At 43.0% G+C, this 21,227-nt stretch carries 12 protein-coding genes and 4 pseudogenes; 2 read left to right on the top strand and 14 right to left on the bottom strand.

Annotated features, from left to right (window positions below; all coding sequences use genetic code 11):
* Positions 1–241: 241 nt before the first annotated feature.
* From JCM10512_RS05195 to pheS, 7 genes and pseudogenes are all read right to left on the bottom strand, one after another.
* Positions 242–2,445, bottom strand: a pseudogene (locus JCM10512_RS05195) (tetratricopeptide repeat protein).
* A 6-nt stretch (positions 2,446–2,451) separates the two neighbouring features.
* A pseudogene (locus JCM10512_RS05190) lies at positions 2,452–3,637 on the bottom strand (DUF418 domain-containing protein).
* Between the two features lie 11 nt (positions 3,638–3,648).
* Positions 3,649–4,611 (bottom strand): ABC transporter substrate-binding protein, encoded by a 963-nt coding sequence (locus JCM10512_RS05185; protein ID WP_044161113.1) that lies wholly within the window; start codon positions 4,609–4,611, stop codon positions 3,649–3,651.
* Between the two features lie 79 nt (positions 4,612–4,690).
* Entirely contained in the window at positions 4,691–5,950 is a 1,260-nt protein-coding gene (locus tag JCM10512_RS05180) for a phosphoglycerate kinase (protein WP_044161110.1), read from the bottom strand.
* A 91-nt stretch (positions 5,951–6,041) separates the two neighbouring features.
* Positions 6,042–6,719: an endonuclease III gene (nth, locus tag JCM10512_RS05175; protein WP_044161108.1), complete on the bottom strand. Its 678-nt coding sequence runs from the start codon at positions 6,717–6,719 to the stop codon at positions 6,042–6,044.
* Positions 6,716–7,914 (bottom strand): annotated as a pseudogene (locus tag JCM10512_RS05170) (MFS transporter). Before JCM10512_RS05170 ends, nth begins: the two are co-directional and overlap by 4 nt.
* Before the next feature lie 100 nt (positions 7,915–8,014).
* A complete protein-coding gene (gene pheS, locus JCM10512_RS05165) occupies positions 8,015–9,034 on the bottom strand; it encodes a phenylalanine--tRNA ligase subunit alpha (RefSeq protein WP_044161104.1) in 1,020 nt (339 codons plus the stop codon).
* Positions 9,035–9,152: 118 nt separating this feature from the next.
* On the opposite strand from pheS, the gene JCM10512_RS05160 reads away from it, so the two are divergent.
* Together JCM10512_RS05160 and bamJ are read left to right on the top strand one after the other, a co-directional pair.
* Positions 9,153–10,181, top strand: a complete 1,029-nt coding sequence (locus JCM10512_RS05160) for an energy transducer TonB (RefSeq protein WP_044161101.1) — start codon at positions 9,153–9,155, stop codon at positions 10,179–10,181.
* A 49-nt stretch (positions 10,182–10,230) separates the two neighbouring features.
* Positions 10,231–10,631, top strand: a pseudogene (bamJ, locus tag JCM10512_RS05155) (BamJ family beta-barrel-assembly machinery protein).
* Positions 10,632–10,651: 20 nt separating this feature from the next.
* On the opposite strand, the gene JCM10512_RS05150 reads toward bamJ, so the two are convergent.
* From JCM10512_RS05150 to JCM10512_RS05125, 7 genes are all read right to left on the bottom strand, one after another.
* Positions 10,652–11,017: a DUF1622 domain-containing protein gene (locus JCM10512_RS05150; protein WP_044161099.1), complete on the bottom strand. Its 366-nt coding sequence runs from the start codon at positions 11,015–11,017 to the stop codon at positions 10,652–10,654.
* 2,042 nt (positions 11,018–13,059) lie between these two features.
* Positions 13,060–13,629 (bottom strand): TlpA family protein disulfide reductase, encoded by a 570-nt coding sequence (locus JCM10512_RS23420; protein ID WP_244436922.1) that lies wholly within the window; start codon positions 13,627–13,629, stop codon positions 13,060–13,062.
* Complete coding sequence (locus JCM10512_RS23415; protein WP_244436920.1) at positions 13,629–14,234, bottom strand: DUF4369 domain-containing protein; 606 nt, start codon at positions 14,232–14,234, stop codon at positions 13,629–13,631. The genes JCM10512_RS23420 and JCM10512_RS23415 overlap by 1 nt, the downstream gene beginning before the upstream one ends.
* An 8-nt stretch (positions 14,235–14,242) precedes the next feature.
* Entirely contained in the window at positions 14,243–15,832 is a 1,590-nt protein-coding gene (locus JCM10512_RS05140; RefSeq protein ID WP_081741223.1) for a PKD-like family lipoprotein, read from the bottom strand.
* Positions 15,833–15,853: 21 nt separating this feature from the next.
* Entirely contained in the window at positions 15,854–16,564 is a 711-nt protein-coding gene (locus tag JCM10512_RS05135; RefSeq protein ID WP_081741222.1) for a DUF4843 domain-containing protein, read from the bottom strand.
* 117 nt (positions 16,565–16,681) lie between these two features.
* Positions 16,682–18,025, bottom strand: a complete 1,344-nt coding sequence (locus tag JCM10512_RS05130; protein ID WP_081741221.1) for a RagB/SusD family nutrient uptake outer membrane protein — start codon at positions 18,023–18,025, stop codon at positions 16,682–16,684.
* A gap of 22 nt (positions 18,026–18,047) precedes the next feature.
* Positions 18,048–21,164 (bottom strand): SusC/RagA family TonB-linked outer membrane protein, encoded by a 3,117-nt coding sequence (locus tag JCM10512_RS05125; protein ID WP_044161088.1) that lies wholly within the window; start codon positions 21,162–21,164, stop codon positions 18,048–18,050.
* Positions 21,165–21,227 lie beyond the last annotated feature (63 nt).

The following is a 21,227-nucleotide window of genomic DNA, read 5'->3' as shown; positions in this document are numbered from 1 at the left end:
TGCTGAGACCCGTGTACGTCTTGTTCTATGTTCCAGACTACCGGTATTGGCATTATTCATAGCTATTAAAAGATAGTCTCTTTTAATTTGAAATGAACAGTACCTATGGGGAAAGGAATCTTTGTTTTGCAATAGTTTTACTGATATACTCATCTGATGTATATTTGTGCTTTAAGTCTGGTATGTATAGCTTCTATAAATGAGACTCCCCATACAAAGGCTGTACGGGGAGTTGAAAAAACTAGATTAAGTCAAGCATTAACGGAATGTCTTCTTCTCGGATACCTTGTTCGAGAAGAGTTTCTTTATCCTTGCGGAAAAACTCAAGGAATCGCTCTTTAGTATCGCTTAGTGCGCGCGCTTTTTCGTAATATCCGCTTGCTCTGTCTATCTCATTCATACACCAGGCTGCATGTCCGGCATTCATATAGTCTATGGCTAAGGGTTTGCCCTGTAATACCTTCTCATAATACCTCATGCTTGCTCATATTTCTTACTGATGAACGAGCACCAGCCGATGCCACGCCATGCTTTGATACTATCGTTTTCGAGGAAGTCCAGCTTGAAGAAGTAATTGAGTGATTCTTCATATCGTCCCAACTCAGCCAAACAGCTCGCAATATAAAACACCGCACTCGTATCTTCGGAATTCACTTCCTCCACCTTCTTATAGTAAGCCAACGCTTGCTCATAATTGCGCGTCAGACGATAGCAAATAGCTAGGTGGCGAATTGTCCAAATGTTGTCCGGTAGAATCGTGTCGGCTCTTAGGTAAGCCTCAATGGCTTCTTTATAATTTCTCACTTTCTGCAAAACGTAACCCATCTTTTGATAGAAGATAGGAGCCTCTACTTCCGGACGATCTGCGTATTCGATATGCTTGTATATATCGATAGCCTCCTGCCAGCGTTCCTTACGTAGGTAAAAGTCGGCGATAGGAAGCAGGTACTGATCGGAATACAAGATCGGTGATAATATCGGATTCGTATAAAGATCGAGTTTCTCTTTGAATATATCGCGGAATTCACTTCGGCGTACGTTTAACTTGAAGAAACGATAGAGATCGTGTAAGTACTGGCTACTGATCGTCGACGGACGTTCGGAGAACGCTTTTAAAGATTCAGCATTGGTTTGCTCGGTGAACTCTTCCATTTGTTGTTCCGTGAGCTGGCTCAACATCATCTCCCGTTGCGATTGGGGTAGCTGTTGGATTGTGAAGAAGAGCGAATACTTGTCGTTGTTACAGAAGAAGCCGGACTGGAGGATCAGGTCCAATACACTACTCTTCTCACTTACATCCTGTTGAGCTTCTTGCATCACATTCGATTGACGTTTGTCGAACGGGTAAAACCAGTTCTGTACTTCGCGGAAGAATGGATATCCTTTAAGCTGAGAAAAAGTACTCATGTATATATCGGCACCTTCCAACTGAAGTTCATTCATCTCGCGTAGCTTATCACTTAACCCGGTATCTTTAAAAGCTTTCTCCCAATCCGGATTAATATCATCTTTCTCCTCTTCATTCTCATCTGGACCGAATCGCATATTACGGAAAGAAGAAACATTCTTCAACATTTCAGGAATAATTTCCTCTCTCATCTTCCGATCTATCTTCTCGGTTTCCTGACAGAGTAAGAGTTGCTTGTAAACACGCACAACATCATCGGCAAAGGAAGGACTTTCGTTCAGTACATCTATTCGCTGGGTTAGCTCCGGATACAGAGCAATCCGCTCTTTATAGAAATGAAGCAGGATCGTTATTCCGACCAGTGCCCGCTGATTAATCTGCGTGTTTGCATGCTGGTATGCTTCTAACAGCCACGTGAGTTTTTTAAGGTCAAAACATTCCATCGCACTCAGCGTAACCGCACTGACAAACAAACACGCATCATTGGTCGGCAACAATTCCGACGTCAGCATAGCTTGCGCATGCTCACTTTCCTGAGCATCCCACGCACTGTTGGTCCATGTAGACAGGAACATATACTTCAATGTGCTTTCATGCCGTTTCAGTACATTCATTTTCTTGGCGTCCGAAACGAATTGGCTTACAGCCAGATCGTCATTAAAAGATTCCAGTATATGCCGTACTGCTTCGAGATTATAATCTTTTAATTCTTCCGAGCGTGGTATAGAACGTACCTCATGATAATAATGTGTAGAAAGACCGTCCAACACATAAATACGTGCTCGATCGGCAATTTCCCACGCATCTGTCATTAATTTCTTGTGTAATTTCCAACGCTCAGGGTCCTCTACTCCCTCACGCATGTATTGCAGCATATAGTTATAGGAAGTCTGTGCTTGTTCCAACTGAGTACGTATCGTCCAGTCTGAACACATCCACAGAAAAGCATCCAATTCGATCAAAGCTTCCTTTAACCTTCTTTCTGCCAGTAATGTGCATATATAGGAATATTGTTCGTTAACAGATTTCTCATTCATAATTGCTTATTTTTTATTGCTCCTAATCCAGGTGAAATATCTCCATATACCTTCAAACGGTCCATGCTTATAGCGGCTTAGCCACCAAGAACAGAATACCATCTGTAGGAGTACAAAAAGGATGCCAAAAAGAAAACTATACGTTATCCCTAAGTAGCGTCCTAATTCGAAACCCCAATGATAGAACAAGAGTGAACCGAAAAAAGATTGCCCCAAATAGTTCGTAAGGCTCATCTTACCATACGATGTAAAACGCATGAAGAAACTGCGATTTTTGGTTCGGTAGAAAGTGAGTAATAATCCGGTTACTAGCAATACCATGAAACTCAAACTACTCAGTGAGCCTAGAATAATTTGCAGAGGAGCGAGAACCGCACTTCTTTCTATAAACTCAGGTAGCATGTTGTTGAGCCGTAAATAGGAAGAAGCAGATTAGTGAGATTGCTAATGCTTTTAGCCACAAACGCTCATTCCGCTCGCTGTATAAGAAAAGGCCTTTGCGTCCTACCAGCATACCAAACAGAAAGAGTCCGGGAGTTTGCAGAATACGTCCGTGCTCCAAGGCCCAAGTCATGTTTGCCAGCTGTCCTTCGAACAGATTCATGCGTACCGTTTCGAGAAACGTTCCGTTTTTTTGAACCTCGAAAGCTAAACCAAAATAATAACTTGCCAAACCTTTGCCTGCCACATAGTCAGGATTGCATAAAGCATAAATGACCTTAACCCAGTCAACCGGTTGTAATATCAGTATGGTCGCAAAGATAGCTACCGTGCGGTTGCTCATGCGACAGAATATAGGAAGAATGATTCCCAGAATGGCGTACATCGTCAATATTTCGCCTGTAAAGAAAGCCGCATTGAACTGACCGATGATAAAGAGAAGGAATAATCTCCAGAGAAAACGCAGGCGAAAATCCTTTCCCCGTCGCTGTTGGTTATTGTCCTGAATGTAAAAGCTGAATCCAAATAGCAAAGCGAATACGGCATAAGCCTTATTGCTGAAGGTGAAGAATAGTCCCCGCCAGATAGCTTGGTCGGTGAAGTTCATCCATTCAAACGGATTCTGCTCGGGAAAAGAATAGAAGTTGAAATGCTCGATACTGTGAAGAAGGATAATCCCCATCACAGCAAGGCCTCTTAATACATCGGCTACGTCTACGCGGGCGTTTGGTGCGGTAATTTTATTTTCCATGGTCTTCGTTTTTATTGTGAAATGTTTTGTGAATGTATATAAGTAGTGTCTATTAAATGAGTTTCCGAGTATTGGTCGGGAATGCGGTGTTTTTCTTTTAACCATCGAATAGCTTCCCCTACATCCTTAGTAGAGGGGCGTGATGCCTGAGAGTAGGAGGGGAGTGCAATTAATCCTGTGATGTTTTCCGGTACCCCCAATTCCACCAGTACTTGTTCCCACTCTTTTTGTGGGTGCTTTTGTATGTAGTCCACGCCTACATTGTATCCGGTAATTAGCAACTCTATTTCTTTTCTTTTCTCACTGATCGATTTTCGGGAGAAAGCGGTACCGATAAAGTTGATGCCTAACTCCTGTGTACTGATAAGTGATTTATGTCCCCCCTTCATGGCAATGGACGCATAGGGCTCGGGAAGAAAGGAAGCATCTACTTGCCCGTATTGTAACATTTGCAGGCGAAGAGATATGGGAGCTATTTCGGGTAAGTTTACGACATCAGGTGAGATGCCTGCTTTTTTCAGAATTTGGTCGGTAGCATACTCTACGGTCGTGTTGTGAGAGATGGCTACGTTGTGGCGAGGAAGTTCTTGCAGCCGTTTGATGCGGCTTTCTTTCGATACAATGAAACAAGAATACCCCTCTGTTCGCATGATGAGGCTTATGTCATGATAGCGGGATTCAAGAATAGCGGCACTGGTATAGTCGGTTATCATGCCATCTATTTGTCCGGCTTGGAATGCGGCATCCCGGTCGTTAGCGGAGTTGAATTGGATAATGTTCAGGTCGAGTCCCAGTGAATCATATACTCCCTGCTGTTTTGCCATATAGAAGGGGAGCCCATCCAATGTAGTCATCATCCCTAATCGCAACGGTTGCAGTTCGGCTGAAGAGATGGGTGGCGTATCGTTCTTCTTATGCTGGCAAGCAGTGAATAAAACGATATAGACAGAGAGAAAAAGGAGTATATTTTTCATGGTTAATGAAAAAGAGGCAACTCTTTGTGTAAAGAGCTGCCTCAAACTTTATGTTAACTCATAAATAAAACATTGCGAATTATTCTTGAATAGCAGCAATTCCCGGAAGAACTTTACCTTCAATAGCTTCGAGTAAAGCGCCGCCACCGGTTGATACATAAGATACACCGTCAGCAAAACCGAACTTGTTTACACAAGCTACTGAGTCACCACCACCAACAAGTGAGAACGCACCGTTCTTGGTTGCTTCTACAATCGCTTCACCTACTGCGAATGAACCATGAGAGAAGTTATCGAATTCAAAAACTCCTGTTGGGCCATTCCAAAGAATTGTTTTCGATTCTTTGATGATGTTAGCGAATATATCTTCTGTTTTCGGACCGATATCCAGCGCTAACCATCCGTCTGGAATTTCTTCAGCTTCGCAGAACTGCGAGTTAGCTTCGTTAGAGAATGCGTCAGCGATTTTAGCATCAACAGATAGAACCAGGTTCACACCTTTCTCTTTTGCCTTCTTGAGCAATTCGAGAGCTAGATCCAACTTATCGTCTTCGCAAAGAGAGTTACCGATTTTACCGCCCAAAGCTTTGGTGAAAGTATATGTCATACCTCCGGCAATAACCAGGTTGTCTACTTTATTCAGCAAGTTCTCAATGATTTCAATCTTGGAAGAAACCTTAGAACCACCCATGATAGCTGTAAACGGACGTTTGATATCGTTCAATACTTTATCGACTGCTTTTACCTCTTTCTCCATTAGGAAGCCGAACATCTTGTTTTCGGTAGAGAAGTATTTCGCGATAAGAGCTGTAGAAGCGTGCGCACGGTGAGCTGTACCGAATGCATCGTTTACGTAGCAATCTGCGTATGAAGCAAGTTTCTTCGTAAATTCTTTCTGGCTTTCTTTTACAGCTTTCTTAGCTGCTGCTTTTTCTTCGTCGGTTGCGTCTTCTGCCAATCCTCTTGGTTTACCCTCTTCTTCAGCGTAGAAGCGTAGGTTTTCTAATAATAAAACTTCGCCTGGTTTCAAAGCAGCTGTTTTGGTAACAGCTTCTTCGCCCATACAGTCATTTGCGAATAGAACTTCAACGTTCAATAGCTCAGAAAGATGTTTCAGGATATGTTTCAAAGAGAATTTGTCAGTAACGCCTTTCGGACGGCCTAGGTGAGAACCGATAATGATGCTGCCACCGTCTGCCAAAATCTTCTTCAAAGTAGGAAGAGCCGCACGCATACGAGTGTCATCTGTAATGTTAAAGTTCTCGTCCAGAGGCACATTGAAGTCCACGCGAACGAATGCCTTTTTTCCGGCAAAATTGAATTTGTCAATTGTCTGCATAATACTCTAATTTATTTAAAAGTGTTAGTCTCTCTTATAATTTTAATGAGTGCAAAGTTACTATTATTTTCTCTTTTTTGCTATGAATTTGTTATTTATTCTTGCCCTCTGGCTTCTCTTTACTTACTTTATACGTATCACAGAAATATTTGCACATCATTTGCAAACCGCACACTTCACATTTCGGTGTTCTGGCCTGGCAAATGTAGCGTCCGTGAAGTATCAGCCAGTGATGAGCAATGGGAATAAGATCTTCCGGAATATGTTTTACCAACTCTTTCTCCACACTATACGGGGTAGTACAAGTCTTTGAGACTAAGCCGATGCGATGACTGACGCGAAAAACATGCGTGTCTACTGCCATGGCCGCTTTCTTGAATACTACGGATTGAATAACGTTGGCGGTTTTACGTCCCACCCCCGGTAACTTTATTAAATCGTCCAGATTGTCTGGTACCTGACTGTCGAAATCCGCCACGAGCATACGTGCCATGCCAACTAAGTGTTTGGCTTTATTATTGGGATAGGAAACCGTACGTACGTATTCGAATATCACCTCCGGGCTACTGGCAGCCATCGCTTCCGGAGTGGGGAAGTCCTGATAGAGTGGCGGAGTGACGATGTTTACCCGTTTGTCTGTGCATTGGGCCGAGAGAATAACAGCGATCAGTAGTTCGAATGGATCGTTGTAGTGTAACTCCGTTTCGGCTACCGGTACATTTTCCTGAAACCAGGTTATTACTTTCTCATAGCGTTCTTTCTTTCTCATCTTAACTTGTTTTTATGATAATGCGGCGTTACTTTCAAACCGAAGTAGAGAGCGGACAACACCGTCAGGCAGGCACCCACAAGGTAGGCTTTATCGAAACTACTGATTTCAGCAATATATCCACCCGATAACATACCTATGCCAATGCCTACATCCCAAGATGTAAGGTAGGTTGAGGTAGCTGTTCCCCGCTGATTGTTTGGTGCGAGATTGACAAACAACGTGTTGAATGCCGGGAACATAATGCCAAAGCCAATGCCTAACAGCAAAGCTATGCAAAAAAACAGAATCGTGCAAGCCATGCTGTCCCATTTTATGATATATACACAAGCGGCCAGTAAGAAAAAGCTAACCACAACGACGTATAAACCTGCGGATATAACCTGCGTTATTTTCCCCCGGTCTACGATTCTCCCGGAGAATATGCGGGAGATTGCCATTCCTATGGCCATGAAAGTGAAGAAGAATCCGGTTTGTGCGTTGATACCTATCTGACGGGCATACATGGCTACGTAATTGGTTGTCATTCCATAAGGAATGGAGAGTAGGAGTAGACTGAAACCTGCCGGCATGCCTTTCAATAAAATAAAGCGGTCGAGTGAGATCGGCTCACGGACTACAGGCGGCTTATAGGGCGTTTTGACTAAACTGGCGGATAGCAGCCCGACTAAACAGGCTCCGAAAGCAAAGCAGAAGATTGTGGGAAAAGATACCCCGGCGTCGTGCAGGAATAACCCGAACATGGGGCCGATAGACATCGCGATGTTGTTTGTCAAGCCATAGTAGCCAAGCCCTTCGCCTCGACGTGAGGAGGCATAATGTCGATAACCACCGTATTGCCTCCTACGGTCACCATACCGAATGATACGCCATGCAGCACCCGGAAGAGTATAAATAAGGTAAGAGAGCCGGCAATCAGATATCCGCCAAACATCATGGCAAAGATGAAATAGGCGAATAAGTAAAGCGGTTTGCGAGCGAATGTATCGAGGAGATAACCGGAAAAGGGGCGGATGCATAGAGCGGCTATGGTATAGCACGACAGGACGATACCGATAGCGGAGTTGCCTACCTGAAATATTTCGGATAAATAGAACGGCAGGACGGGGATTAGCAACCAAAAGCCAAAGTAAAGTAGAAAGTTGGCTGCTAAGATGAAACAGTAACCGGAGGTAACAAGTTTATCTTTTGCCATGATGAAATAAAGTCTCCCCCATCTCATTGCGAGAAGGGGGAGTAGCTTTCATATTAGTATTGAGTTATGTCAGAACTGACGTAAATACGTATTGACTTCGTTAATAGGCCGCTTCGAACTCTTTGAGGAAACGTGTATCGTTTTCGGAGAACATACGGAGGTCTTTCACCTGATATTTGAGGTTCGTTATACGTTCGATACCCATGCCCAGTGCGTAACCGCTGTATACCTTGCTGTCGATTCCGTTCGCCTTGAGTACATTCGGATCTACCATGCCGCAACCCAGAATCTCTACCCAACCGGTATGTTTGCAGAACGGGCAACCCTTTCCTCCACAGATGTTACAGCTGATGTCCATTTCAGCGCTAGGTTCTGTGAATGGAAAATAGGATGGACGGAGGCGGATCTTTGTATCGGCTCCAAACATTTCTTTAGCGAAGAGCAGCAGAACTTGTTTTAAGTCGGTAAAGGAAACGTCCTTATCGATATATAACGCTTCTACCTGATGGAAGAAACAGTGTGCGCGGTAGCTGATCGCTTCATTACGATAGACGCGTCCCGGGCAAATGATGCGGATAGGAGGTTGAGTCACTTCCATTACACGGCTTTGTACCGAGGATGTATGTGTACGTAGCACCACATCCGGTTGAGCTTCAATGAAGAATGTATCTTGCATATCGCGTGCCGGGTGATCTTCGGCAAAGTTAAGTGCCGAGAACACATGCCAATCGTCTTCTATTTCCGGGCCTTCGGCAATGCTGAATCCCAAACGGGCGAAGATATCAATAACTTCGTTTTTAACGATTGTGAGGGGGTGACGAGTGCCTAACTTGATCGGATAGGCCGAACGGGTGAGATCCAATCCATCGCAACTGTTATCTTGATTCTCAAATTGTTCTTTCAGAACGTTAATCTTATCCTGAGCTTTGTCTTTTAGCTCATTCAGTCTCATGCCGACCTCTTTTTTCAATTCGGCAGGAACGTTGCGGAAGTCAGCCATCAAGTCGTTTATGGCTCCCTTCTTGCTGAGGAATTTGATGCGGAGAGCTTCGAGTTCTTCGGCATTGGAGGCTTTCAATGCTTCCACCTCTTTCAGAAGTTGTTCAATCTTAGCTATCATATTTTTGATGTATTGTATTCGTATCTTTGATAAAAACCCTGCAAAGATATAATTTTATCGCAATACATCGAAATAAATCCTATCTTTGTTATCAGATTATACAGAAAACGGACTGCGTATGAAAAGGTTTGTTGTCATTTTACAGATATTGCTTTTTTCCTTTCCTTTGTTTGCTCAGGTGGATTACCTCGATCCGGTACGATCGGTCGATAAGTACCCCGGTGAGCTTGGCGAATATTACCGGAATGTATTCTCTTTACTGCATACCGGATTTCAGAAAAAGCCTTATGCCTGTTTTACGGTAATTCCCTCTTTTTCGCCCGAATATGCCATGTCGGTAGAGAAAAGAAATGGACGAACTTGTTTGATCTCAAACACGTTGTCGCGTACTTATTGGCAAGCCGATAAGAAAATGGTTAAAGTGAATAATCATTCGGTTGTAATTAGCCCGTCTCTTTATCAATCTTTGGGCCTGATCTTCCGTTTGGTTACCAGTCAGATACAAGATATGGACGGCACAGCGGTCGGATTGGATGGAACCGCTTACTATGTTTCATCTACAGATGCGCAAGGTCATGTGATGATGGGGCGGAAATGGATGCCTCAGAAGGAAATGCTGATGGGACGTCTGGTTCTTCTTTGCGAATCGGCCTATCTGTTGTCGACCGGAGGGAATATATCGGAAAAGACATTGGCTGAGGAGGCCACCGCTCTGCTGAAGGAATTGCAGAAACGTAGTAAAGAACAGCCGAATGCGCATAAACGACCTATCTACATGGGGATTTATACGCTTGGTGTCCAGCGTTCGCCGAATCGGAAAGCGGTGGAGAAAGGGCCTACATTTCCTCGTGTAACTCCTGAACGCTATGTGTTCGAACAGGTTGTGTATCCGAAAGAACTATTAGCGAAGGACATTAAGGGATATGTTCTTTGTGAATTTACAATCGACAAGGGAGGCGAAATTCTACGACCACATATCTTAGAGTCAACTCATCCTCAGTTTGCGGAAGAAGTTTTGCGGGTTGTCAAGCAAATGCCTGTCTGGAGTCCGGCACTGGCTGCGAATCAGCCTTTGGAGTGTAATTATATTCTATATGCTCCCTTTCGCGTACAAGACTACAAACAACGGCTTCTGAATGGGAAGTAACACGGATTGATGATGATTGCCAGATTCTAAAAGAGTATACAATATAATAATGGGAAAGAAAGAAGTTTATAAAGAAGATAATTTGAAGTTTCTTCAGGAGCTTGCTGTGCAAGAAGAGGTCTTTGCATTGCCGTGTGGTATCTATTATAAAGTCCTGGAAAAGGGTACGAGCACTCAGAAGCCCGGTGCCCGAAGCATCGTTACGGTGCATTATAAGGGTAGTTTGATTAACGGACGTGTATTCGACAACTCCTATCAACGTGGCTATCCGGAGGCATTTCGCCTTACCGAGGTGATTGAAGGTTGGCAATTGGCGCTTCAGCAAATGCGCGTTGGTGATAAATGGGTGGTTTATATCCCTATACAATGGGATATGGTGGTCGCTCTTCCGGTCCGATTCCGGCCTTCTCAACCTTGGTTTTCGAAGTCGAGTTGCTGGGCATCGCCTAACTTTTCTCGCAAGGGCTTACTTACGCTGCTTTTTCTTCGCCGGATGCGTCTTTATCTTCGGCCAACTCGCGTATTTCTTTATTCAGGAATACAGATAGCACGGTTCGGACCACTACAACGCCTCCCAGTATGGCGAGTTCATCGAGTGCGGGGTCTAATACTGTTTTTAGTATATCCGAGGCGATGAGGAACTCGAGTCCCAGTAGCAGGTAGCTACCGAAGTTTACTCTAAGCTGACGGATATTATTCGTCGTATAGGTGCCATCGAAACGTTTGAATTCATTGCGCAGGAACGCTATAAATCCAATGAGTACACCATAAGTAACAATCAGCAAACTGATAATGCTGATGATAGTTGCCAATAAGTTTAAAAAAGTCAGTAGCATCGTTGTACAATCGTTCGTTTAGGATGAATAAATAGATCGGCCTTACAAAGGTTTGTAAGATGTGGTAAAGGTAATGAAAAAAACATTGGGACGATAAAAAATCCAGCGCAATATTTTGTTTCAGTCGCTGAGGCTGATTTAATAATCCTGAGTAAGCCGCTACATCCGGTGATATTTAAAACGATTCCGGTGTGTTTGGCTTTCTCGGAAATTGGCCGAATAGATGCATGCAAATGTTTTTTATATTGAATAGCCTTCGCTGCGATTGAAGGTATGTGTCGAAGAGTCTTTTTTATAAGGTTAGTTATCTTAGTCATTTGCTGTACACGAGTTAGTCGTTTGTTGTACTTGAATCTTTTTGTCTTTCGACTTCTTGTAATGAGTTATGGCTTAATTATTCGATATATACATTTAAATAAGGTTTCACTAAACTGGCAGCTGCTATTCTTTTACAATTTGACTTTTATTGCTTTATATAGGAATGTTTGTTGTAAATATTTCACTTATAAAACCGCTGATTCGGTTCGGTGAATTTGCACGAAGATTTACTATTCTCATTGATGCTCCATAAGCTATCAAATAGACCAGCGTATTGTTTCTCAATTGCTCTTCGTCGTATGAGTATTTATCATCCTGCTGCTTTATGGCAATATTGCAGTGAGTAGGATTGCGCCCATCATATCAGCATAAATATGGAGAGATGGCTTGTATTTATGAATCAGTAAACCGGTAAAATATGCAATTTAAGCGAGTTGCACAATGATACAACACTTTCATGTCATAGTCACTTTTTGCTGTAAAATGCTGATTGAAAGCCTACTACAATGCGCCTACTTTTCTTATACTGATTTACTCAATAGATATTGCCGATTTCCAAAGGATTTGTACTTAACAAAAATCTTCCAGCAGATAGTAGCAAACAACTAGACAAAAGCATCTTTGCCTATTATATTTCCTGTTCCACATCTGTGGAACGGCTGACTCACATAATGTGGAACACGCGTCGCACATATTGTGGAACAGCTGTCGCATAATATGTGAAACAGCTAATGAGAAGATTATCAGCACAATAAAGACTGCTTAAATTTACGAATAGTTGCGCACAATACGGTTTAAGAAAAGACTTGTTTGGTGAATTGAATAGTCTGTTTTTTGAGAAGATGAGCACTAGCTATCGCTCCTCAGAATAAAGTGATTCCAAAAAAGAAGGCGCATTGCAATTGATTGATATACTGAATGATACGCCAAAAAGTGATTTAGTCATAAGAGTGTTGTATCATTGTGCAGAGTGCTTCTATCAAGCCTTGATGATGAAATTAGGAACACAGAATGGTTACACGGATATTGTACTGTTCGCATATACTCCCATCATTTAGAAGAGAATGTTGGGTATGCAGCTACTCGGATTCAAGAGTTAACCAAACAAACGGTTCTTTAGGTTACGTTTCTTGCACAACGGTTCCGGAACTTCTTTTAGCAAGCAGGGTAGTTGAGTATAACTTCACTTTAAATAGTGGTGGGAAAGTTTATCTATATTTTTACTATATACTTACGCTTAGTGTTGGATTTTATCAAAAAACACTCGCTGGGAGAAACATAAGGTGGCAGTTGGTCGTTGTGGCAGTGAATTGACCGTTTTAATTGGCGTTTTATGAATTAATTAGTAGTTGATAGGGGGCGCATAAAAATGGTTCTGATAATTCTTACAACCACAATCTCTGTTGTTGGTACTGTTTTTGAGATTAGGAAATATTTTATTTTTATTAGTCTTTTAGAGGACGGCTTTCGACTCGAGGCGATTGTGTTTCGCTGGAGGTGATAGTTAGTGTAAAGTCTGCTTGAAGGCTTCGGTATATCGGTAAAGATAGTCGGCTGATTCTTCAGGGTAGGGGATAGAGTAGGGGGCTATCCGATTTCTCAGACAGCCCCCTCGACAGTTATATTCGTTATCAGAACTTCGCTGTAAAATACAAAGCAGAAAAGTATTACCCAAACATGCTCTTCAGCTCAGTCGCAGAAGCTCTGTTTCTAATTCTGCCGGATTACTTGCCAAAAAGCTCGCCCAGTTTATTGGCTAAATCTTCTCCGCGAAGGTTTTCTCCAACCATTACCCCTTGTGCATCGATCAGATACATGGTAGGTACAAACTTAACTTTGTATAAGGTGGCAATTCCTTCTGTATCCCGGTAATTAGGCCATGTAAGTTGTTCCTCTTTCAATGCTTTCAGCCATTCAGCCTCCTTCTTATCAATGGAAATGCTTACGATCTGGAAGCCTTTAGCGGCATACTGTGCGTAGAGCTTTTTCAAATTAGGGATTTCTTTGCGGCAAGGATTACACCAGGAAGCCCAGAAGTCGATCAGGATATACTTCTTTCCTTGGCATAGTTCTGCTAATGAAACTTCTTTTCCATCCTGTCCCTTGGCTGTAAAACCGGGCACTTTTGCTCCAACTTTGCCGGCAGGATACAGTTCTTCTTTTACCTTCTTACCATAATAAGATTCTTTGGCTGCGGGACTGAGTGCTTCGTACCAAGGCTTCATCTCTTCGCTTAAATAACTGGTCAGGCTTATCATCAACAAAGGTCCCCAGAAAGAATCTTTATTTTCCATCACAGCTTTCTTATAGGTACTGTCGACCGTTGCAAAGAACTTCTTGTCGGCTTCACCATACGCTTTATAGCTTCAGTTGTGGCTAATGAATCCAACTTAGCCTTGTCTTTCGCACCACGAGCAGCAGTTAAGGCCTCGTTGATGTCTTTAAACTTTTCAGCATTCGCTTTGTAGATAGAATCCATCTGCTCGCGTACATTAATCTTTTTCAGGTACTCTGTTGTCAACGGAGAACCTACCACTTTCATGTCCGCAAATTGAGCGAACGTATTGTCGCCTTGTTTGTTAACAGTTACCTTGCCGGTGATCATCAATTTCCCGTTTTCGAGCATAAATGCATAGCGTCCATACATGTCATTGATGCTGAGGCCTACTAATAGCGGCTCTTTGGCACTCCCTTTGAACGTGAACTTTCCATGAACGGCTACTGTGTCGACTAGCGGCTTTTCGTCGTCGTGACTAATTGGGACCAACTGCACACGTGCCCCCTCCGGCAAGCCTTCAAGGTTACCTGTAATTGTGTAAGATGTAGCGGGTTGGGATTGGCAACTCAGCATACAAAGAGTTGATAAGCAAACTCCTAGAACTGTTTTTAACTTTTTCATAATAATTATTATTTAGCTGCGATTGATTTAATCTTACCGAAGCCGGTAGTGATATGCGGATTTTGATGATCCGGACTGAATGAGCTTCCCCACATCCATCGCGGAGTACCATTGTTCGGATCTATTTCGAACTCAACCAATTTGCCCTCTTTGCCGGCTTCATCCCAAACACCGATCCAGAGAATAACTCCAGCTGTTGGGAAACCGCCGCCGCCATGTCTGTAGAAAATGTCGGTACACGTCACGGTTTCACTACCTGTACATTCATAAAGCAGTGAGTTCGTGGTTTGTCCGGATGAAGGAGAGAAGGAGTAAACCGCCTTATCTGTAGCGTAAAAGAATGCCGAACCGTTATGATTGGATACGAAGTACTTCATGTTCATGATGTCTTTACAACCGCTTAAGTTGATAATCGAATTTCCTCCGTTACCACTTAAATCTCCATCGTCTATTACATTGCTGAATTTCATAATGTATAGGTAAGGAATGTTGTTAACAACAACGACAGCATACGTCTTTCCTCCTTCTGCACCTTGCATGGCAAGTGGAACCGCAGGCAGTTTCTTGGCATTGATAATCGCGTCGGAAGCGGTCGTTTTGAATTCACTGATCTCTGTTCCCTGTGCGAAATACGGACGGAAGCCTACGCTCTTCTCATCGAAAATAACTTGATCGGAGTTAATAGCTCCCGATATGGCTCCCCACGAGACGCGCGTTTCGTCGCTCAGGTAAGTAGCTGCTTTGTAGTTTCCTCCAATTGGAGCCGAGAATTTACGATCGTTCGTCTTGTTGGTATAGAGTACATGCAACTTTCCGTCGTTTACAAGGAATTCGCAATTGTTGATGTACTTCATGACCTGAGGGTTATAAGTCGGAGCATCATAAAACATTCCTTCAAAGTCTTCCATCAACTCCAGTCCGGATACGTTTAAGCGATAACCGTTGTTCTCGGTAAAAGCATAATAATAGTCTTGTCCCCAACTGATAAACTTGGGCTTGCCGGGAAGCAAACCTTGCTTGCATACCTCACTGTAATAATGAGGAATTACCGTATCTTTTCCGTAAATAAGGCAAAGCGAGCTGGTATAGAAGTCAATATCTGTCTGGCCATTGTATTCCGACAGGACATATACACCGTTTCGGTTGCCCGGTTTCAGAATCTTAAAATACTGTTCTTGCATTTTCATGCTGGCACTAAGACCTCTTACAGTGTCTTCAACAATTAAGTGTGTAGTCCAGTTACCCGGTTTTAAATTCACTTCCCAGGCTAGGCTCAGTTCGTGGCTTAGCGTATCGGCTTTGGGATACATCGTCGCATTACCTACCTGAACAGCTTCGTAGGGATATGGATACGCAATCCATGAGTATTTCAGATTCTCCGGATGCGCGTATTTAATTTTGGGTGTGATGTTTATTACATCGCCCGGATAGTAAGACTGGTTAAAGGCGGTTCGGTTAGGAATTCCTGTGGTATCTATCTCAATGATGCCAACTTGTTCTTCCGTCTGGTAGTCGTAGTTGCCATTATCATCATTGCAGGCGGAAACTCCTGCTATCAGTAGAATCGCAACCCATATATGTATCAATATTTTCTTCATAATCTAAAAGTTTAATAAAGTTTAGAAACTGACTAATTGCCCGTTCTCATCCTTTAAGGGTTCTGTGGGGTGTGCTTCGTTGTATGCAGTCAGTGCATTCCGCATTTTGATTTTATAGTTGTTCAATTCGGCCCAACTCATCGTTTCGGAACTAAATGTTGCTGTGTCCAAAATGTCGATCATAAAGCGGTACTTCACCAAACTATATTCGCCAAACACACTTTTAAGTTCGGTTTCCCAGTTTTTAGGTTTACTCAAAACGTCATTCCATTTAAAGAGGAAATGATCTTGTTCTACCACTCCTGTTTTAAAGTCGGCGGACTCTGCTAGTTTGATATAAAGCCGCACCGTCTTTTCCTGTAATTCAACTGTACGCAATAGGTCGACGGTGAAATCAACGGTAAGCTGGTTGGCAGGAACGGTAACTTGCAGCGGTATGCTGTATTGAGAACTTGTGGCTGTGCTCTGAGCGGATACAAGCTCCAGATTTGCCACGCGGTCTTTGTTTACAGGATTTCCCATGACGTGCAGCGTCATTAGCATTTCTTGTTTGGTCACCGTAGATGGCGAAGAGGCAAAAGAGAATTCGAGCGAATCAGTATTCAATGCCCATTCATACGGCCCTTTGAGGCGAACGCGCGGTTCATCCTGATAGTAAAATCCATCGTTTTCGCAGGCAGACCATAGAGTTATCGCCAACACTGATACTATGATTATTCTTATTTTTTTCATGATTCTGTCATTTTATAAGTCAATTACGTCCTCCAAACTCAATTTCATTGTCCGGCATTGGCAATACATAAATAGCATCGCCTGCATTTACGGCAGCACCTTCAATTCGGGCTGAGTTCAAACGCTTATAATAAAAGAACATCTGCCTTCTCCCAGAAACTCTTTCCGGTATTCCTTGCCGACTTCTGCCTGAATTTGATCAGCGGTCAGAGTCTCGCTAAGGGCATAGTCTTTCAAGTTACGCGCAGTACGTACGATATTCAGTAATTCAACGGCACGTTTGGGGTTGCTATCCTTCAATATTTCGGCAGCTATGTAGTAAGATTCCGATTTGCGCAGGATAGGCATGATGTCGACATACGATCCGCCTTCATACTGATGGTATTTCCAGAAGTATTTATTCTCGCCATCGTAGGAGAAGCCTTTCAGCATCCGGTAATCGTTACCATATCCTTTACTGCTCTTCTCGAAGATATGATCGGCTTTGTTGTCCGATGGAGTCAAGGTGTTGTTTCCGGAGGATGCGGTGAAGTAATGTTTAACGATGTTATTCATGTCCTTGATGTTTAAGTAGAAAAGGGTTTCACCGCTGAAAATACGGTTGACCTGTTCTTCTTTAGCGGTTTCCAAAGTCGAGTAATGCGTCCATGCGAAGTTGCTATTCTCTTTTTGCCCTTCTTCAATAATCATCTCAGCATATTTCAACGCGTTTGCTTTGTCGCCTTTATACATATAGGCACGTGCGAGTGTACCAACCACTGCATAGTAGTTGAAGTAAACTCTGCGGGCATAGCGTGTTTTATAATCCTCTTTCGCGTTGAGAAACGGATCAACTTGCAATAAATCGGCGGCTTGCACTAAATCGGCGATAATCAGATCCAATGTTTCACTGACCGGTTTCTGAGTGGTTATCACTTTATCATAAGCTGTCACATAAGGTACTCCCAACGCGCTCGGGTTGCTGGCGAGTGATGGCGAATAGAGGCGAAGCATATCTAAGTGCAGGAAGGCGCGTAAGCCTAAAGCTTCTCCTTTGTACAGATCGTGATTGTTGTCACTGAATATATTCGCGTCTACTTTGTCGATATATTGAAGCATAACATTTAAGTTCGCAATACAGTTGTATGTATCGACCCAGATGGAGTCTATGATGTTCTTAGTAGACGTTTCCTGATATTGGTATTCGGCAGCATATCGATATATACTGTTCGATTTTAAATCATAGTCCTGTGAAAGTACGGAAGTCAAGCCGAAGCTCATATCGCGGCCATACATGCGGGTATTACACATTTTGGTGTAGACACCGGTCAGCTGATCTTTAAATCCACTTTCGTGTTCGAAATGCAATTCGACTGGAATCTCCGACTTAGGGCGCACGTCCAACCAGTCACTGCATGAGACCATTAATACGGTGATGCTCAGTAAAAATAGTCGGTTTATATTTAATCTATATATGTTCATATTCCTAAAGTTTTATGAGAAGTTAAAAGGATGCTTGTACGGCAAATGAAATGGTACGCGCAAATGGATAATTGGTTCCGCGTTCAGTCTTTACAGACGAGACAACGAATACATCATTCATATATGCACTAACTTTCAGACGTTCGAGAAAGCAACGTTTCATGAAATTGCAATTGCGGAAGTCGTAGTATACATTTATCGAGGAAAGTGTCAATGTATTGTAGTCTTCAACAAAGCGTGAAGTAGGACGTGTGTACGACTTATCGGTGATTGCTTTGTACAGAGCCACGTCGCCGGGCTTTTGCCAGCGGTCAGTGAACACGCGGCGGTCTACATTGTAATACGGACTGGCATTTTCAACTTTGTTGATTAGCGTGCTATTATATATCTGGCCTCCCACACGGTAGCTGAATGTGGTTCCGAAACCAAAACCGTTTACTTCTGCATTGAAGCCGAAATTGCCGTTAAACTCGGGTTGGGTGTCACCACATACAACCTGATCGGCTGCGTTCCACTCATAAGTCACACTACCATCTTTTTTCAGATAAATCTCTTTACCATTCTCCGGGTCGATACCCAGTGAACGAACTGCCCAGATAGCTGACATCGATTGTCCTTCTTCAAAGCGAACAGAAGGCGTGGTGATGCTGGTCTTGTATTTCTCGTCATCATCTTGGTTCTTATTGGCATCCTGATCTTCATTGAACTTGCGCAGGCTGTTGGATATCTTTTTAATTTTATTCTTATTGCGTGCCAATGAAGTAAATACATTGATGTAGCTGCGGTTCTCTTTGTTTTCCCATACACGGGCGTTCAAATAGGCTTCATAACCTTTGTTCTCGGTTTCGCCCATGTTTTCGCGATAGGTGGCAAAACCGGTAGACTGAGGTACGGTAATGTCGGTCAACATACCTTTGGTGGTCGATGTATAGTAGTCGAACCGTCCGTTGATACGTTTATTCATGACCGTAAAGTCAAGTCCGACACTATTATCATATTTCTTTTGCCAGCGTAAGTCCGGATTGGCCAATCCTACCAGATACGATCCGATATTTCCGTTGTAAGAAGATGAACCGTAATATTTAACTGTAGCTAAGGCTTCATAGGTGCTGAACCCTTGGGAACCGGTATAGCCGGTAGATAGCCGGAGTTTTAACTGATTAATCCACGCATTATCTTTTAGAAACGCTTCATTATGAATGTTCCAACCGGCTCCTAATGACCAGAAAGATCCCCAACGACTGTTGGCACCAAACTCGGAAGAACCGCTCAAACGGTAGTTCGCATCGAACAGGAAGCGGTCGTCGAAAGAGTAGTTGATTGAACCGATTCCACCTACACTACGGGAAATTCCTTCATTACCTGTCGGCTTTCCGGTTTCCGTGTCATACTGAACACCGAAAATAATATGATCCATATTATCATTCGGAAAACCTTCTGCTTGCATGGCGGACAGGTTGTATGTGTAGTTGGTGAAGTTTACCTGTCCGTTGAGGAATATCAGGTGCTTCTTCAATTGCACGGAGTAGCTAATGCCCAAGTCTCCATTGATGTTGAAGTTGTCGCCGTTGGCTTTGTAATATGTTCCTTTGCGATACAAGTCTTTCGACTCATAATTGATGAAATTGGTATGCGATGCCGGCCTGAAGTTATCAGTGGACGTATTTTTCTTGCTTAAGCCCAAACGTCCTGTTAACTTTAAGTTGTTTTGGATATTCCACTCTGCATAAAAGTTATTCGTTATATCCGTATATTTGCTCAGATACACCGTATTGATCGTAGAGTCCCATATCGGATTGGCTGTTTTGCTTCCTCCGGTTACATATTGGTAGCTTTGAATCAATTGGCCTTTCTCATCATACAAGCGGCTATAAGGATTCATTTGCGTATAGGTAGAGAAACTTCCCCATGGCGAATCGTTTGATTCATTATAGGTAATTGAAAGCTTATTGCGGAATTGAAACTTTTTCAGTCGATACGCCAGTGTAACTCCTCCGGAGAAGGTGTTACGGTTGGAGCCTTTCATCACACCCTGAATGTTGTTGTACGACAAATCCACGCCATAAACCATATGCTGGTCGCCTCCGTCCAAATAGACTGAGTGCTTCTGACCGATACCGGTTCGTACAGGCTGTGACTTCCAGTCTGTGTTTACTCCCGCCAAGACCTCTCTCAGTTTCTTTTCATACTCTTGTTGATAAGCAATTTGCGTTTGAGCATTATCGCTGGTGTAAAGCCCTGCCATCTTTTCTACTTGTAGCTTTTCAGCTGCGTTAGTTAGGTCATAACTGCTTAGATCAGGCATTTCAATGCTAAGGCCGCCCGTATAATATACTTTCATGCGTCCGGCTTCCGGTCTTTTTGTTTCAACAACAATTACCCCGTTTGCTGCCTTTGATCCATAAATAGCTTTAGCGGTGGCATCTTTAAGCAAGGTGACACTCGCTACCATATTCATATCAAGGTCAATGATCTTGGTAAGGTCTGTTTCAAAACCGTCAAGGATAAACAGCGGTTGATTGGGGTTCGATTCATACTCGCCTTTCAAATCGGAAAAGCCTGTTTGACCACGCATCTGGAAGTCCGGCAGGGCGTTAGGATTCGAGCCTGCGGCCAGATTGTCCAACAGGGTAAAAGAAGGATCGATGTTGGCTAAACTGGAAAGCAAATTCTGATTTCCGACTTTTAGCAGATCGTCACCTTTCACTGTTGTCACCGATCCTGTATAAGTATTGGCTTTACGTGTAAATGCACCGGTTACTACTACCTCTTCAATCATTTCGGAAGATGGTTTCAGATCTATGCGATAAGACATTTCTGATGTTAACTTGACTGTCTTTGTCTCATAGCCTAAGTAGGAGATCTCAATTTCCTGAGCTGAATTAGCAAGGGTCAGACTGAAGTGTCCGTGGATATCAACAATTACCGCATTCAGACTCTCAGATTTATTCGCTCTCTTTTGAACAACACTTGCACCGGGAAGCGGCTCACCGGTCTCATCGACAACTATCCCACTAATTGTGCGAACACCTTGTGCGTAAATGTCGGTTTGCGAGATTAGGAGCAAAGCGACAATCAATAAAGGGATTCTGTGAAATAATTGTCTGAAATAAATCAAAATAGTACAGTTTTCTTTCATACTCGACAGATTATAATGGGTTACTTAACGTTTGCGAATTAATCCATAAATCTTTGAATTACC

It is taken from the genome of Bacteroides reticulotermitis JCM 10512 (assembly GCF_000517545.1).
GTDB classification, from domain to species: Bacteria; Bacteroidota; Bacteroidia; order Bacteroidales; family Bacteroidaceae; genus Bacteroides; species Bacteroides reticulotermitis.
Note: the sequence above shows the minus strand (reverse complement) of the source record. Positions and strands in the feature narration are given on the sequence as shown.